Raw genomic sequence first — 16,357 nt, 5'->3', positions numbered from 1 at the left:
AAAACTTCGTCAGTTTTAAGAAGTTAGCTCGAGCGGATCTCGCTCATGAGTGCTTTATGCAACAACATCAGATCGTTGCTCGTTTGATTCAGACGATTCATCAGGATCAGTGCAATACGCTTCACAACTGGTAAAGCAAAATGCGGCTGTTCCACTGCGAACTGATTGAACTCCTCACGATGAAGCACTAAGCATTCAACTTCGGAGTCACAAGTCACAGTCGCCGAACGCGCTTCACCTTCGATCAAACCACCTTCACCGAAAGCGGCGTGATGATCGCCATTCAAAACAGCAACCTTATAGCGATCACCTTCTGTCGTCAGCTTCTCGACACTAACTTGCCCGCGAAGTAAAACGAAGAACTCATGACCTGCATCGCCTTGCTGAATCAGCGTGTGGCCTTTGGTGAACTTCACCGGCTTCATGATGCGCTCAAAGCCATTCAGGGCTTCGGGCAGGTGCTTGATGTCTTGAAACAAAGTCACATTCGCCAAAACATGATGAGACGGAGCATTAGACGTCGATGGATTCATTATTACCTCGGCTACGAATAACAATCGCCATAGCACCTTCGCCAATCACGTAATCATCCTTCGGCGAAAACACCGGACGATTGAAACGAAGATCTTTCACGCCTTGCAGGTTCTTCACAAGCTGAGTCACATTCGGAGTCAGCTGCGCTTTACGCAAAGCCAATTCCTTAGCTTTGTGACCATTGCCAGAGTTTTCAAGCACACCTAGCAAAGTCATCTCAGGATGTTTCGCATGAAAGATCTCGCGCAATTTTCCGTAAGACTGATTCATGGCTTCGTCAGGAAGCTCACGCGTGCCAATTGAAAAATCGCCATGCGGATTTAAAAGGTCATGGAAAATATTTGTGAGACCCGTACCTGTAGAAGCCATCGCCAGCAACAAACGAGAGTAATCGCGGCTATAGATAATCTCATGCACATGCGCAAGCTTCAGATATTGCGCCATATCCGCATCAAGTATTTCTGCGGCGACCGGCACACCCTTCGCGATGTTATTCAAAGACATCGCCGTCATGATCGTGCGAGCATCTGCCTCCGTCACCGTCGGAATTCCACCGCGAGCATTCGGAGTCGCATCCGCCAAAATCAAAATCTTGGCCGCTTTCTCTGGAGCTGCACGTTTCAACACATCAGCCGAGAAGAATTCTCCGTGAATGATCTTCACATTTTTCAATTTCGGAAACTCATGCAGAGACTCGATGTCTGTATCTGCCACGTTATTCACAAGAATAATTTTTGATGCAGGCAATCCTGGATTTGAATCCAAGATGTGAGTCAGAAGGCTGTGCATTTCGTTTTTCCAGCCGCAGATAATGTAATGGTTCTTGAGAGCATCGCTATCCACGAGTCCCCTCCTGTCTCTGAGTGCAATTTCTAAAAATACTGAGGAAATTTTTGCAGTGATGATAGCTGTCGCCGCCACACCGGAAAACATACTGACGGAGCCCGCAACGCGGCCCCATTGAGTGACGGGATAACGATCGCCGTACCCCACAGTGAGCATCGTGACAATTTCCCACCACAGTGAATCTGTATAGCTGGTAATGTTTGAACCTTGAACGCCTTGCTCACAGAGATAAACGATGTACGCGTTACCGAGCCATATTATAAGGAAAAAAGTTGTCGCCACTAAAAATGGATGAGCGAGTAAAACAGCTCGGCTTTGACGCAATATTTTCTGCAGCTTTTTCACAAACTTCCCCAACAATCCCGTACTCTTATGATGATCGAGCCTTGTGAATCCTGTAAAGACCAGCTAGACTCAGCAAAAGTCGTGAACCGCCAAAATTAAGGAAATTCTATGGTAAAAGTGACTGCAAAGTACGAAGGCGACAAACACTGTGAAATCGAACACGGCCCTTCTCAATCTACAATCGCAACAGATGCACCCAAGGATAACAATGGTCGAGGCGAGTTATTCTCTCCTACAGACCTTGTGGCAGCCGCAACTGGCAGCTGCATTCTCACGGTGATGGCCATCATGGCTGAAAAAGATGGCGTGAGCCTCAAAGGTTCTTACACCACGGTTGAAAAAGAAATGGTTTTGAATCCACGCCGCATCGGTAAACTGACAATCAATGTTTTCATGCCGAAAAATATTGAAGACACTTACAGACAAAAACTGGAAAACACGGCGGCAACTTGCCCAGTGAAAAAGAGCCTGCATCCGGATATGCAATTACCAATGCAGTTTCATTACACTTTGTAGTGTGAATGTCACTTGTGCTTGATGGATAAATGTACTAGCGTTTTGTTTATGAAAAACCTTTTATACACATCCATCATCACAGTAGCCCTTTGCGCAGCTTGCGCAAGTAAACCACCACCGCCACCACCAGAGCCACCAGCTCCGCCTCCGCCGCCACCACCAATGTCGGCTCAGGCAACGCTGAAGCCTGCTAAAAAACAAAAAGTGAAAGGCATCGTGCATTTCACTCAAGAAGGCGACAAAGTGAAAGTCGAAGCTATGATCGAAGGCCTAAAGCCAGGCCCTCATGGTTTCCACATTCATGAAACTGGCGATTGCAGTGCTGCGGATTTCACATCAGCTGGCGGTCATTTCAATCCAGGTCACAAGGCTCATGGCGCTCCAGATGCGGCAGAAAAGCACTCTGGCGATATGGGTAACATCACTGCGGACTCTAAAGGCAAAGCAAAACTCAACATCGAGTTGAGCGGCGTTGCACTCGGTGGCCCAGAAGGCATCATCGGCAAAGCAGTAATTATTCATGAAAAAGCGGATGATATGAAAACTCCACCAACTGGTAATGCCGGTGGCCGTTGGGCTTGCGGCGTGATCGAGCCACTTAAACCATAAACGAAAAAGCTCCTCTGGATCCCAGAGGAGCTTCTCTTTTTCTCTCTTAATACTTTAAAACTTACTTCTTCGTTGAACGAACTTTTTGGAAGATCGTTCCAAAGATATTTTCACCGCGAGCATTCTTCATTTTCATTTCAACGGTATCCCCGTCTTTCATGAACGGCGTTGTGATCTTGCCTTCGTGAATTTGCTCCAGCGTGCGTTTCTCAGCCAAGCAGCTAGAACCCATCGTCATATCTTCATTAGAGACAGTCCCGCTTCCGATCACTGAGCCCGCCGCCAAGTTACGAGTCTTCGCTGCGTGCGCAATCAACTGACCAAAATGGAAAAACATGTCCTTCGCATTGGCTTTACCAAAGAACGCGCCATTGTAATTCACTTCAAGTGGCAGGTGAATACGGCCGTCTTTCCAAGCCTCGCCTAACTCATCCGCTGTCACCGCAAAAGGCGACAATGCTGATGCCGGCTTACTTTGGAAGAAACCAAAGCCCTGCGCCAACTCTTCAGGAATCAAACCACGCAGAGAAACGTCATTGATCAAAACAAACAGGCGGATTTTCTTTAACGCCTCTTCCGGAGTAATGCTCATCGGAACGAAGTCCGTGATCACACCGACTTCACCTTCGAAATCCGTCCCGTGCGAGAAATCCACTTGCGGGATATCTTCCGTCGGGGCCAAGAACCCGCCGCACTCCCCTTGATACATCAAAGGAACCGTCGACAAAGTTGCAGGCAACTCCGCCTTACGAGCCATGCGAACGAGTTTGATATGATGAATGAACGCAGAACCATCGGCAAAGAGCCAAGTGCGCGGAAGAGCCGAATGGAAATCCGACTCTTTCACATCAAAGGCGCCCGCAACTTTTCCTGCATTCAGATCGTCTGAAACTTGTTTCAGGCTAGCTTCAACGTGAGACCATTTTTCAACGGCCTCACGCAGAGAAGGAGCAATCTGAGGAACCTTTACAGCTTTCTTGTTATCACGACTGACAACAACAAGTTCCCCATCAAGAGATTTCGTAGATTTTAGAGAACCAAGCTTCATGATCTAATCCTTAGTCAAAAGTAACCAAAAGGTTCGCGCCAACCGCAGAGCCTTTTTCGAAGTCTTCACCGATTTTACCGATGGCTTCGTAGTAAACATCAACACCGAAGTTAGGTGCGAATTTGAAAGAGCCCCCGATTACAACCGGCATTGCGCCCTTTTTAGACGGCGAAGTAGCACAGTTATCACAATCAGCCGATGCTGCCAAAGCAACATTCACACCGCCGTAGACTCCACCGAAGTCATTCATCTTCCAAAGAACAGTCAATGGGATGTCAAAGTAGTTGTAGGTGTATTTATAAGTAGTACCACCTGACTTTGCAGTCACCGGTCTTTGTGTGTACAAGAAGCCAGAGCGGAACAAGAAAGTCTCAGTCATAGGGAACGCGCCCACCAAACCAAATTGGTAAGCCATCTCAGTGCTGGTAGAGACACCGGCTGCCACCGCATCAGCAGATTGCTGGCGAACACCCAACTCAACGCCCATGAATTGTGCGGATGCATTCAAAGAAACAAGAGCCACTAATGCTGTTGTAAAAACTGCGAGCTTCTGAAACATAGATACCTCTTCTGCTCCAATAGGGAGCGTTTGAGGCTCATTCTTTCATAACTTGAATGAATTTAAAACTTTTTATCAAAGGCCCATACCGGGCTTAATGTCATTTGATTCAGGGCCTGAACACCACTGACTTCTGAATGCTCAATGTTAATATGATGCGCAGTCCAAGTCCCACGAGCCGCCAGAGCTGTAATAAAAAGCGGAAGGAGCACGCCCATCACGACCAAAGCCAGTTTCGACTCACTGAATTTCAGTTTCTCGAGCGACACAGAATTGAGCTGAACCTTATACAATGTAAAGATGCTGCGAAAAAGCCACAGCACAATGAACAACATAATAACGCCAAAAGTGAACAAACCACCCCACGCGGACGCAACTTTACCGACAAAACCCAAACCGCTAGCTTGCCAATCATAGTAAGTCCAACGATGGCTATTCGCCGTAAAGAACATGAGATCCAGCAAACCAAGAACATGGATAATCAGAGTAGTCACGCCAAAGTATATCCAGAGTATCCAACGACGAATGAATTGAACAAGTTTGTTGGTGTTATTGGCAACCTTATCTGTACTGAGAATCCAAACAATGAACAGAACCGGTAGATTCATGAAGCCCAAAACGCAAAGATCAAATCGCGCCCCGGTAATAAAGCTCATGGCAATCGTCAGTCCATCCGCACCAAAAAGCCAATGACGTACCACGATTAGAAACAAAACCAGTCTTTGCAAGCTCATGGAAAAAAGTACCGAGCCATTGACGTACATCAGTTTTGTGAAGATCTGAGTGGATCTATTCAGTGCATTCATCATCGCAATCACCTTTGACTCGCTGGATATCTAGTAGTGTTATCAGATTATGGCAGAATTTATTTTACACAACTATTTTCGTAGCTCGACATCCTTCCGCGCCCGTATCGCAATGAACTTAAAGGGCCTCAACTATGAATATAAGGCTGTGAACCTTCTCAAGAATGAACAACAAAGCCCTGAATACAAAAAACTAAACCCGATCGGCGGAGTACCTTCACTTATTCACAACGGAAAAGTCATTCCAGACTCCTACGCAATCATCGAGTATCTTGAAGAGCTTTACCCAAACCCAGCCCTTCTGCCCAAAGATCTCTACACTCGCGCCCGCGTCCGCCAAGTCTGTGAAATCGTAAACTCATCCATGCACCCGATGGGGAACTTAAGAGTTCTCAGCTACCTAGAAAAAGCCAAAGGCTACAACCAAGAGCAAAAAGAAGAATGGTTCCAAGAGTGGGCCTACCGCGGACTCGATGCCCTTGAAAAAAACCTCGAGCAATTCGCCGGCACCTACAGCTTCGGCGACCAAGTGACAATGGCCGATGTCTTCATCGTCCCGCAGGTCATCACTTGCCAACGCTTCAAAACCAACACCGAAAAATACGCAACCATCACAAAAGTCTTCAACAACTGTCAAAAACTCGAAGCCTTCGCCAAAGCCCATCCATTCAGACAGCCGGACTGCCCCGAAGAAATGAAGATCAAGTAGCCCCTAGCAGTTAGGGGTCTGCGAAATTCGTTTATTCATTTCCTCGACCTCAACGCTTTGTTTCAGGGTTACACCACACTTCTTTTCAAGAAGTGATTCTAAGGTATCAAAACGAGCTTTCACGCCTAAGTAGACATCATTAGTTAAGGGTGAGGTTAATCCTGAAGAAGTCATTTCTAGAGAGCGCTTTCCATCAGCAGTTACATGTTCAGCAATCTTTGCCCTGTAATGCTGATGGTCCATTTCGCTAAAGCCAAATGCGACATACCAAACAGACACACCAACGATTTTACAATTTCTAACGGAAGCAAATTTGAAACTCTCGGCTATCGAATCTTCGATACAGGCTTTTTCTGGGATAGATGCAATCTCTACATCCTTCCTCACTCGATAAAAGCCGTCGCACCCCACAACCAGCGGCAATAAAATTGTCATAAAAACTACATTTAATTTACTCATACTGAAAGACTAATAGATTCAAAGAAAAAGTCATGTGTGATTTAAAACATCCACAGCCCTTTTCTTCCCCAAAATACACTAGGAGGTCGGCCACGATGGCCGAGCTCTACGGGGTTCGGGGCAGTAGCCCCGATTACAGGATGTAGAAAGACCTGCGGAGCTACACCCACCCACCAAATCTCATATATAAAAGATGATCCGGAAAAGCGACCTGGTACCTTTTCCTAGTTACGGCCGATGAAGAGGAAGTTCCATTTGTCGATGACTGGAACGAAAAGGAAGACCAGCATGCTGATGTTGGTCCACATGAAGAACGCAAACCAGCGCTCAGTTCCTTTAGAGCGGTAAAAACGAATAAATTCCTGCATCACCTTAAAAGCAAACGGCAAGCAGACCAAAAGATAAATCCAACTTGAATGCACAAACCATGGCGAAGCTAAAGCCACTGCCACATACAAGATTGTGTACAAACCAATTTGATAAAGAGTTGTATCCATTCCGAGGGCTGCCGGCAAAACCGGAACTCCGCCCTTGGCGTAATCGTCTTTGAACTTGATCGCCAAAGTCCAGAAGTGCGGCATCTGCCACAGGAACATGATTAAGAACAAATACACAGATTCAGAATTAAAAATATCTGCAGCGTTGGCTGCATAACCGATGGTTACTGGTAAAGCTCCTGGGATTGCACCCGGAACGGCGGCATAGATCCACTTCGGTTTTAAGTACATCGTGTAGATCACGTTGTAGAAAATCACCGTGAACAATCCCACCCAACCTGCTGTCGGCGACGTCTGGAAGAGCCAGTTCACACCAACGAAAAGCAAAGCAAACGCCAAAATACCCGCCGCAGCTGGTTTTAGTTTTCCAGCGGCGATCGGACGTTTCGATGTGCGGGGCATTTTTTGATCGAGCTTCCATTCTTGAACTTGGTTTAAAGCCAAGCTGCCGGAGCTCAGGAAGTACAAACCAGCAACAAACTTAAGAAAATGATGCCAGTCGAATGCGGTCTCAATTTGAAAGCTAGTGGCATAGCCAGCCAGTCCAGAAAGAAGGACGAAGATGACTATGCCAAACTTAGTAAGATCCGCGTAAATACGAAGCACAGCTTACAACGTGCTGGTCTCTACAACACGTGTCCAGATATCCAAACCGCTAAACGCAAGCAACAACGCCAAGAAGAAGAATCCTGCGCCGAAGATCACACGGTTGATAACACTGTCGTATTTTAAGTGCATGAACCACAACATAACCAAAACTGCTTTTACAGTTGCGATCAAGAACGCAACCGGAGCCGCCAAAGCGCCCAACTGTTGGTTAAAGTGGTGAGCAATGACCGTCAAGAAAGTGAGAGCGAACAAAGCGCCCGCAACTTTCAAGTAGGTAGCAAACGGAGTGATGTGATGTCCCTGACTGTCGTCATGTGAATTTGCCATTGCAATCCTCTCCTATCCAACCAAGTAAAGTAATGGGAACAAGAAAATCCAGATCAAGTCGACGATGTGCCAGAAGATACCAACACCTTCAACCGCTGTATAATAGTTCGAGTTAAAGTCGCCACGAACAGTTCTGAAAAGAACCCAAGAGATCAAACCCATTCCCAAAAGAACGTGGATCCCGTGAAGGCCCGTCATGCAGTAATAGAAACCGAAGTACATACCAAGGTTCGCATGCTGAGCGCCGACTTTCGCCACGTCCAAGAAACGACCCGGGAAAAGACCCAAGTGGAACTTATGCGTGTATTCGAAGTACTTGATGACCATGAAGATCGCACCGCAAAGGATGGTGATCGCCAAAGACATCGCCGCTTTTTTCGCTTGGTTCTTCTGCAAGAAGTAGATACCCAAAGCCATTGTCAAAGAAGAGAAGATCAGAACCAAAGTGTTCGTGAAGCCCATCTTCCAATCGAGGGACTTCGCACCTTCAGCAAACATCTCAGGATAGATGTTATGGAAGATAGAATATCCAACGAAAAGACCACCGAACATGAGGATCTCAGTTACCATGAATAACCAGATGCCTTCTTTGCTCGTGAGGTACTCATGCTCAGCACTTCTGAAGTGATGAGCAAAATGATGTTCGTGTCCGTGTGCTGAGTGACTATCTGTACTCATATGGCCCCGCTGTAATAACTGGTTCTACATCAAAGTTGAAGTGAGGCGGAGGAGATGCCGTTGTCCACTCGAGAGTTTTACCTCCCCAAGGATTCATCGGAGCTTTCTCACCTTTCGTCAAACCATTGATGATTGTGTACAATCCAATCAAGAAACCTGTAGCGATCAACCAAGATCCCACAGTCGAAATCGCGTTCAAAGAATGATACGCCGGAATGTAGTCGAAATAACGACGTGGCATACCCATCGCACCCAAAACGAATTGAGGGAAGAACGTCACGTTGAACCCGATGAAGATGAACACGAAAGACAAACGAGCTGTTACTTCGTTGTACATCTTTCCGAACATTTTCGGGAACCAGTAGTAGAAACCCCCCATGATCGCCATCAAAGTACCACCCACCATTACGTAGTGGAAATGGGCTACAACGAAGTAAGTATCATGGAAGTGAACGTCGATTGGCAAAACTGCCAACATGATCCCTGTCACACCACCGATGGCGAACAAGAACAAGAAGCCCAACGCGAACAACATTGGCGACTGCATTTGCACAGAGCCTTTGTACATAGTTGCGATCCAGTTGAACATTTTGATCGCCGTAGGAACACCTACGAGCATCGTGATGAAAGAGAACAAGATACCCGCTGTCGCAGATTGACCAGACACAAACATGTGATGGCCCCATACGAAGAAGGAAACGCCCGCAATACCCAATGAAGAGTATGCAATCGCTGTGTAACCGAAGATTGTCTTGCGAGAGAACGTCGCGATCACTTCAGACACAATCCCCATTGCAGGCAAGATCATGATGTAAACCGCAGGATGCGAGTAGAACCAGAAGAAATGCTGGAACAAGACCGGGTCACCGCCCAATGCTGGATCAAAGATACCAACACCGAAAGTGCGTTCCATAGTAAGGAGCAACAACGTGATACCCAAAACCGGAGTCGCCAAAACCTGAAGGATCGCTGTTGAATAAAGCGCCCAAACAAAGAGTGGGATACGGTACATCGTCATGCCAGGAGCACGGAGCTTATGTACAGTCGCGATGAAGTTCAAACCTGTCAAAATGGATGACATACCCATGATGAAGGCCGCGATCACCATTGTTACAACGGAAGTTCCAGTCTTAATAGAGTAAGGAGTGTAGAACGTCCAACCAGTATCGATTTTGTGTGTGAACAGAGTCGAGAAGGCTAGAAGAGCACCCGCCATCAAGCAGTACCAAGAAAGAAGGTTCAGTTTCGGGAAGGCCACGTCCTTTGCACCGATATGAATCGGCAGGAAGAAGTTCCCTAAGATAGCCGGAATTCCCGGGATGATCACCATGAAGACCATGATGGCCCCGTGGTAAGTCATGACTTGATTGTAAGTGTCAGCTGTCATGATCGTCGGGCCTGGAGTCATCAACTCCAAACGGATCAAGAGAGCCATGATTCCACCCAACAAGAAGAAGAACATAACTGTAACGAAGTACATGATACCGATACGTTTGTGGTCCAAAGTTGTTAACCAAGACCAAATACCGCTGGTTTCATTTAGATAATTTTTATCACTACCGTGGGCTGCTGCATTTGCCATCGTGCCCTCCTTATTTCAACGTCTTAATGTACTCGATGAGTGCATTAAGCTCGGTTTCGCTCAATTGACCTTGGAACGTAGGCATAACCCCTTTCGGGAAGCCTTTTACGATCTTCGCATTTGGATTCAAGATAGATTCGCGAATGTAGTTTTCATCAACGCTCACATCCGGCTCACCCTCGATATGCTCAGAGGTAGCAAATTTTTTCCAAAGAGAAGGACCTACTTTAGTAGAAGCATCAGCAACAGAGTGGCAAGATGCGCAGGCTTTCACAGAGAAGAGTTTTTCACCACGTTTAGCCAATGGCAAAGTACCGACCTGAGATTCTTCTTCCAACCAAGCATCGTATTCAGCTTGTGGAACAACTTTCAAAGTCGCCAACATGCCAGAGTGCTGAGTTCCGCAGAATTCTGCGCAGAACACGTGGAATTCACCCAATTTATCAGCATTGAACCACAAAGCCGTGTAACGGCCCGGAACCACGTCTTGCTTGATACGGAAAGATGGGATGTAGAAGCTGTGGATAACATCTTTAGAAGTCATGATGAGCTTCACGTCTTTGTTCACAGGAACAACGATCATGTTACCAGTCTTAACACCTGACTTATATTCGAATTCCCAAGCCCATTGCTTACCAAATACGTGAACTTCCAACGCATCTGTCGGCATAGAACGCATATCATGGTAAATATACCAGCCCCAACCGAATACGCCCAAGAAGATCACAAGTGGAATGAATGACCACAAGAACTCCAAGAATGTATTGTGAGTGATATAGGCGGTTTTATCGTTGTTTGTCTTACGTCTGTATTTCCATACAAAGTAGACCATCCCACCAATGAGGATGACACACGATACGAAACTCGCCAAAAGAAGGAATGCATAGAGATTGTCGACTTGAGTCGCAATCTTCGTTCCTTCCGTAGGCATAAAGGACTGTGCCTGTGCTAAATTAAACCACATCATGAAACCTCAACTCCTCGCCACTTTTGAACCCGCTCTACGTGAGCGAACCCAAATCGGCAATAACCATAAAGCCAACACCAGAACCATCAGCGCCCCGCCTAGCTTCATGATATTGAAAGCGTACAGGGTGTATTTGCTCTGATGCGGATTGTACTGAAAACAATAAAGAACCAAGTTATCAACAAAGGTTCCCATTTTACCGTTTGAAGCTTCGTTAATCGCAAGCTTCACGTCTTTAGGATCAAACATGATCCCTGGCAAATAACGTGAGATTTTACCGTCTGGAGTGACCACGATCGCCGCCGATGCGTGAGCCCACTCTTTGGCTTCTTCGTTCCATTTAAACTTGAAGCCGACAGCAGAAGTAAGAGCTTTAATATTTGCCTCGTCGCCCGTAAGGAAACTCCAGCCGCCTTCTGTTCCAGCGCGGTCATAGACTTTCATATAAGAGGCTTTTTTCTTGAGCGCGAGATCCGGAGTTTCTTTAGCGTCAAAGCTGATTGCAACAACTTTGAATTTATCGCCCACGCTCCAGTCCATCAGCTTCAAAGCATCAGTCAGACCGTTAAGGTGGAAATTGCAAAGACCCGGGCAACTATAATAGACAGGGCTGATGATCACGGGAATGTGGCTACCGTTAATGTATTTAGCCAGGGTCACAGTTTCGCCGTTTTCATCTTTAAAAGTCAGATTCAGGTCAATGTTTGAACCGATCTTTTCATCGATACCAACACCTTGAAGTTCTTTGGCCTGTTCACCCGCCAACATTTCAGCCGGTTTAGGTTCGTAAGACGCATGTGCCATTGGCGCAAACAAAAGCGCAAAAAGAGCCGCCACCGCGACTCCTTGAACTCTCTTCTGCGTGTTCCAACGACCGAGCTTCATCATGCTTCCCTATTTCGCAGTTTTTGCGAACTCTGCAACCTTTTCAGGAGAATCTTTGGATTTGTTTGTAGTGATAGATTCGATGAATTGAACCAAAGCCCAACGGTCCGCAACTTTGAAGTGACCGAAAGCCGCCATCGAAGACCCTGGGATACCGTTAGTAACTACTTTAAAGTGATCGGTCATGCCGCCGCCTTGAGTCCATTTGCCTTCAACCATATTACGTGGTTTTGGGTTCAAACCTTGTCCTGCAGGGCCATCACCCTTACCTTCGTTACCGTGGCACATAGCACAGTTCGTAGCGAAGAGTTTTGCGCCGTAAGCAATAACTTTATCGTCCTTAACCCAAGGCTCTTTCACGGTTGTGATATCGAAAGCCGGTTCGCCAGAAGCAGCAGCCACTGCATTTGGATCAACGACTTTCTCACCGAGGTTCACACCCGGATGGATCGCAACGATGTAGATAAAAAATAAGCAAACGAACACCATTGAGAAAATAAAGGCATTCATTCCACCGCGATTGTATTCATCTCTAGATTCAGACATAGAACTGCACTCCCCAGAGGGACGATTTGTAATCAATTGGTTTTCACATTTGTATCATTGATTACTAGCGTAAAAAGAAAGTGCTCGCAAGAATTTATGCCAATCCTTACGGTGTCTTATCGCGTTGTATTATTGGTCGGCACTTTTGGACTGAGACTAATTCTCAGAACAAAAACTCCTGCGCCAGTCTGACAAATTTTTCTGGCGCTTCGACATTCGCGCAATGCCCCTGGCCGTGAATGACCTTAAATTGGGCATTTTTCATCAAGCCCGCCATCGCCTCGGAATCCTGCATGGGCAAGAGTTTGTCGTGCTCCCCGTGCAAAACAAGGACTGGGTGTGTGATTTTAGCAATGGTTTGGCGCGAATCGAGGCCATCAAGGGCCTTTAACACAAGGTGTCCTACGGATTTCACCGCATGGAACGCATCCTCCACCACCACATTTTTAAAGAAATCGGACTCTTTATTATTCTGCCAGATCGTCGAGTGCATCACCGTGCCCACGAGGTCTCTATCAATTTTCATTTGCTCAAACGCGGCGATCATCGAGTTATCAAATTGAACCCCTGTCGCCCCTACCGGGTCCAAAAAGACTGCCTTTTTGAAAAGCTCCGGAGCTTTCGTCATCATCAAAGCTGCGATCAAACCACCCGTGGAGTGGCCCACCAAGTGAACCGGACCGACATTGAGATCTTTAACAAGAGCAATAAAGTCGTTCGCAAAACGGTGCATGTCGACTTCAGAATCATTTTTTGGAGCCGAGCTCTTACCGCAACCGCGGAATTCAGCATAAATCAAAGACCCTGCATAGTTTTTCGCGCGAGCTTGAGCCTGCCAAAACTCATGAGAAGGCTGCCACCAGCGATTGGACGCCAAATTACCGTGGATGAAAAGTGTGGTTTCGGGAACGAGGCCCGGGTGAACCTCGTAGTTTAGCTGAAAGCCTGTACCATCATTGACATTTAGAAGAGGCATGATTCGTTCCTTGAAGAATGTCGTAAACCCATTTCGCTGCAAAAGCCGGCATTGCCTCCGGAATTTTGTGTTCAGAGTTTTTCACGATCACGCAAGTTCCTTTTGAAGCTGCCGGAACTTTGTCCCAGAAGTTATTAAGGACGTTGCGTGGGATGTATTGGTCGTACTCCGCAATCATCAAGTGAGTTGTCGCAGGAATTTGTTTGGTCAAATCCACCGGACGGAACTTACGAATGCCTTGAACCATTCTGAAGACACCTTCAAGGATGAATGGGTTCTGCAACACCACAGGCTCTGCCTGCGGATAAGTCGCGTACACGATCTGATGCAAGAAGTAATCATAGAGCTCATCATCAGATGCGGGATTGTATGGATAGATTTGGCGAGTCGCCCAGATCTGCGACATGATCCATTTATATTGTCCTTCGAGTGGCTCCGTGTAGGGCGCCATTAAGATGAGGTTCTTAATATCTTGTGGGTAAACGAAGGAGTACGCGAGACCAATGCCGCCGCCATAAGAAAGACCCACAAAGTTATATGGACCCTTCAACTTCATCACGGTCAAAAGCTTTTTCAGGTCTTCTGCTTGATCTTGATAAGAGATCATCTCTGTCGCCGGAGCATACTTCAACAAAGTCTGCCCCATTCCAAACATGTCATAACGAAGAAGACCCACACCGCGTTTGCTAATTTCATCGACGAAGCGATTCCATTGAACAGTACTGTAAGTAAGGCCATTGAGAATGATCAGCGTAGGCTGGCCGGCTTCAGGTTTAACGTAATCTACAAAGAGCTCGCGGCCCTCGCGGATTTTAATGAATCCTTTGAAAGTCTCGCCTTTGAAGTTTTCTGCATTGCTGGTCGCGAATGCGAAACCAGAAATCATCAACACTAATAGAAACGAAAAAATACCGACCACTACTTTCATAATCAAACTCCCCTCAGAGTTAACCGATCACTAGACCGCCATCAACGCTGATCACAGTCCCGTTGATGTATGTTGCTTGTTCAGAAGAAAGGAACAAAACAGTGTTTGCGATGTCATCGACTTCACCCATACGTTGCGAAGGAACTTTTGCAGCCATTTGCTCCAAAACTTCTTTCGGCATGGCTTGTGTCATGGCCGTTTTGATAAAGCCAGGCGCAATCGCATTCACTGTAAAACCTTTACGCGCAAATTCTTTACCCCATGTTTTGGTCATTCCAATAACACCCGCTTTGGCAGCGACGTAGTTCGTTTGACCAAAATTTCCATAGAGCGCAACGACGCTCGAAATATTCACGATGCGCTTATGAGCAGACGCTGCATTGAATTTTTCAAAAACAGATTTTGTGACATTGAACAAACCCGTGAGGTTTGTGTTGATCACAGCATCCCACTCTTCACCCGTCATCTTCGCAAAAGATTTGTCGCGGGTGATTCCGGCGTTATTCACCAAGATATCCACAGCCCAAGGAACAGAAGACGCTGCTTGTGCGCAAGAGTCTCTGTTACCCACATCTACTTTAGTGAAGTGAAGTTGACTTGCGAACTGACCGAGCTCTGCTTTGGCTTGCGCAAGAGCATTGTCGGAGTAATCCCACACGCTGACATTGGCGCCTGCGGTGAGGAAAGATTTTGTGATTTGAAAACCGATACCAGAAGCTCCTCCAGTAACGATCGCGGATTTATTTTTAAAGTTAAAACTTAAGTTTGTCATGAGTGCTGATATCTCCCGGGCAAAATGCCCGGTCAACAAATTTGATTTTTTCACTCTGCGTTTTGAGTAAAAGCTCTAGATTTTACTTCTTGCCAAAGTCAAAAAAAGATTTGTACATCGTCTTACAAGATTCGGTTTGAAAGGAATAATTCTATGAGAAAAGCAACGATTGCCGGCACGGGTATGTATGCGCCTGAACGTGTTGTTACAAATCAATACTTCAATGATCTCTATAAGAAAGACATCGGCACTTTCCTCGCAGAAAACAGAAACATTCGCGAACGTCGTTGGATGAAATCAGATCAAACTACCTCCGACCTCATTATTCCTGCCGCTGAAGAAGCCCTGAAAAATGCCGGCATCACTGCGAAAGATCTCGATCTTATTATTGTGTCAACAGACACTCCTGATTATCTTTCTCCTTCAACTGCTTCCGTTGTCCAATATCGCATGGGGGCAGCGAAGGCCGGCACATTCGACATCAACACTGCTTGCGCGGGCTTTGTTACCGGCTGCGATATCGCCAGCAAGTACATCGCGAGCGATTCTAAATATCAAAACATCCTTGTTGTCGGCGCGTACGCAATGAGTAAGTACCTTAACTTCGATGACTATAAGATTGCTTCGTTGTTCGCCGACGGCGCTGGTGCTGCGGTTCTTCAGCCGGCGAAAGACACTGCGGGCTTTATCACCAGCGAACTTTATACTGACGGCCAATACCATGACTACATGGGGATCTATGCCGGTGGTTCTGCGATTCCTGTGAACGAAGATGTTTTGCATTCAAAGAAACACCTTTTGGCATTTCCGAAACGCATTCCACCTGAAACAAATGGCATTCATTGGCCACGCCTGACGAAAACTTTGCTCGAGCGTATGGATAAGCGCCCCCAAGATGTTTCTCACTTCTTCATTACACAATTTAACGTTCAGAGTATTTACGAAACAATGGATCGTCTCGAGGTTTCTCGCGACAAGGCCCACTATATTATGGATCGCTTCGGATACACCGGCAGTGCTTCTATTGGTATGGCTCTGGCGGATGCGGCTCATGATCACAAAATGAAGAAGGGCGACCTTGTAGTTCTTTTAGGTTCTGGCGGAGGAATGTCGATGGCAGCCCTCGCACTTGAATGGGGCTACAATACATAGTAGAGGA

General features: G+C 46.5%; 20 protein-coding genes. 4 read left to right on the top strand and 16 right to left on the bottom strand.

Annotation, left to right across the window (positions count from 1 at the left end; translation table 11 throughout):
- Window positions 1-23 precede the first annotated feature (23 nt).
- Window positions 24-533 (bottom strand): cyclic nucleotide-binding domain-containing protein, encoded by a 510-nt coding sequence (locus JSU04_03455; GenBank protein ID MBS1969332.1) that lies wholly within the window; start codon window positions 531-533, stop codon window positions 24-26.
- On the bottom strand, window positions 514-1,725 hold the full coding sequence (locus JSU04_03450) for an NAD-binding protein (GenBank protein MBS1969331.1): 1,212 nt from the start codon (window positions 1,723-1,725) through the stop codon (window positions 514-516). The genes JSU04_03455 and JSU04_03450 overlap by 20 nt, the downstream gene beginning before the upstream one ends.
- Window positions 1,726-1,833: 108 nt before the next feature.
- On the opposite strand from JSU04_03450, the gene JSU04_03445 reads away from it, so the two are divergent.
- Both JSU04_03445 and JSU04_03440 read left to right on the top strand, forming a co-directional pair.
- A complete protein-coding gene (locus JSU04_03445; GenBank protein ID MBS1969330.1) occupies window positions 1,834-2,241 on the top strand; it encodes an OsmC family protein in 408 nt (135 codons plus the stop codon).
- A 48-nt stretch (window positions 2,242-2,289) separates the two neighbouring features.
- Window positions 2,290-2,850, top strand: a complete 561-nt coding sequence (locus tag JSU04_03440) for a superoxide dismutase family protein (protein ID MBS1969329.1) — start codon at window positions 2,290-2,292, stop codon at window positions 2,848-2,850.
- A gap of 61 nt (window positions 2,851-2,911) precedes the next feature.
- On the opposite strand, the gene JSU04_03435 is transcribed toward JSU04_03440, so the two are convergent.
- The 3 genes from JSU04_03435 to JSU04_03425 form a co-directional block, all read right to left on the bottom strand.
- On the bottom strand, window positions 2,912-3,898 hold the full coding sequence (locus JSU04_03435; GenBank protein ID MBS1969328.1) for a fumarylacetoacetate hydrolase family protein: 987 nt from the start codon (window positions 3,896-3,898) through the stop codon (window positions 2,912-2,914).
- Between the two features lie 10 nt (window positions 3,899-3,908).
- Window positions 3,909-4,457, bottom strand: coding sequence for an outer membrane beta-barrel protein (locus tag JSU04_03430; protein ID MBS1969327.1), 549 nt, complete (start codon window positions 4,455-4,457; stop codon window positions 3,909-3,911).
- A gap of 62 nt (window positions 4,458-4,519) precedes the next feature.
- Window positions 4,520-5,266 carry a hypothetical protein gene (locus JSU04_03425; GenBank protein MBS1969326.1) on the bottom strand — a complete coding sequence of 249 codons (747 nt, stop codon included), beginning with the start codon at window positions 5,264-5,266 and terminating at the stop codon, window positions 4,520-4,522.
- Window positions 5,267-5,312: 46 nt separating this feature from the next.
- On the opposite strand from JSU04_03425, the gene maiA reads away from it, so the two are divergent.
- Window positions 5,313-5,972 carry a maleylacetoacetate isomerase gene (gene maiA / locus JSU04_03420; GenBank protein MBS1969325.1) on the top strand — a complete coding sequence of 220 codons (660 nt, stop codon included), beginning with the start codon at window positions 5,313-5,315 and terminating at the stop codon, window positions 5,970-5,972.
- A 3-nt stretch (window positions 5,973-5,975) separates the two neighbouring features.
- Here maiA and JSU04_03415 read toward each other — a convergent pair whose 3' ends face one another.
- The 11 genes from JSU04_03415 to fabG form a co-directional block, all read right to left on the bottom strand.
- Window positions 5,976-6,431: a hypothetical protein gene (locus JSU04_03415; GenBank protein ID MBS1969324.1), complete on the bottom strand. Its 456-nt coding sequence runs from the start codon at window positions 6,429-6,431 to the stop codon at window positions 5,976-5,978.
- Between the two features lie 224 nt (window positions 6,432-6,655).
- Window positions 6,656-7,534 (bottom strand): protoheme IX farnesyltransferase, encoded by an 879-nt coding sequence (gene cyoE, locus JSU04_03410; GenBank protein ID MBS1969323.1) that lies wholly within the window; start codon window positions 7,532-7,534, stop codon window positions 6,656-6,658.
- A 3-nt stretch (window positions 7,535-7,537) separates the two neighbouring features.
- Window positions 7,538-7,864: a cytochrome C oxidase subunit IV family protein gene (locus JSU04_03405; GenBank protein MBS1969322.1), complete on the bottom strand. Its 327-nt coding sequence runs from the start codon at window positions 7,862-7,864 to the stop codon at window positions 7,538-7,540.
- 12 nt (window positions 7,865-7,876) lie between these two features.
- A complete protein-coding gene (locus JSU04_03400; protein ID MBS1969321.1) occupies window positions 7,877-8,542 on the bottom strand; it encodes a cytochrome c oxidase subunit 3 family protein in 666 nt (221 codons plus the stop codon).
- Entirely contained in the window at window positions 8,529-10,124 is a 1,596-nt protein-coding gene (gene ctaD, locus JSU04_03395; GenBank protein ID MBS1969320.1) for a cytochrome c oxidase subunit I, read from the bottom strand. Before ctaD ends, JSU04_03400 begins: the two co-directional genes overlap by 14 nt.
- Before the next feature lie 10 nt (window positions 10,125-10,134).
- Window positions 10,135-11,091, bottom strand: coding sequence for a cytochrome c oxidase subunit II (gene coxB, locus JSU04_03390; GenBank protein MBS1969319.1), 957 nt, complete (start codon window positions 11,089-11,091; stop codon window positions 10,135-10,137).
- 6 nt (window positions 11,092-11,097) lie between these two features.
- Entirely contained in the window at window positions 11,098-11,976 is an 879-nt protein-coding gene (locus JSU04_03385) for an SCO family protein (GenBank protein MBS1969318.1), read from the bottom strand.
- 9 nt (window positions 11,977-11,985) lie between these two features.
- Entirely contained in the window at window positions 11,986-12,522 is a 537-nt protein-coding gene (locus JSU04_03380; GenBank protein MBS1969317.1) for a cytochrome c, read from the bottom strand.
- A 163-nt stretch (window positions 12,523-12,685) separates the two neighbouring features.
- Window positions 12,686-13,498, bottom strand: coding sequence for an alpha/beta hydrolase (locus JSU04_03375; GenBank protein MBS1969316.1), 813 nt, complete (start codon window positions 13,496-13,498; stop codon window positions 12,686-12,688).
- Window positions 13,476-14,426, bottom strand: a complete 951-nt coding sequence (locus JSU04_03370) for an alpha/beta hydrolase (protein ID MBS1969315.1) — start codon at window positions 14,424-14,426, stop codon at window positions 13,476-13,478. Before JSU04_03370 ends, JSU04_03375 begins: the two co-directional genes overlap by 23 nt.
- A 19-nt stretch (window positions 14,427-14,445) precedes the next feature.
- On the bottom strand, window positions 14,446-15,198 hold the full coding sequence (fabG, locus tag JSU04_03365; protein MBS1969314.1) for a 3-oxoacyl-ACP reductase FabG: 753 nt from the start codon (window positions 15,196-15,198) through the stop codon (window positions 14,446-14,448).
- 153 nt (window positions 15,199-15,351) lie between these two features.
- Between fabG and JSU04_03360 the strand changes: the two genes are divergently transcribed.
- Window positions 15,352-16,350 carry a ketoacyl-ACP synthase III gene (locus tag JSU04_03360; protein MBS1969313.1) on the top strand — a complete coding sequence of 333 codons (999 nt, stop codon included), beginning with the start codon at window positions 15,352-15,354 and terminating at the stop codon, window positions 16,348-16,350.
- Window positions 16,351-16,357: the final 7 nt, after the last annotated feature.

This window comes from Bdellovibrionales bacterium (assembly GCA_018266295.1).
In the GTDB taxonomy this organism is placed as follows: Bacteria; Bdellovibrionota; Bdellovibrionia; order Bdellovibrionales; family Bdellovibrionaceae; genus JACMRP01.
The sequence above is the reverse complement of the archived record's forward strand: the minus strand, read 5'-3'. Positions and strand labels throughout refer to the sequence as shown.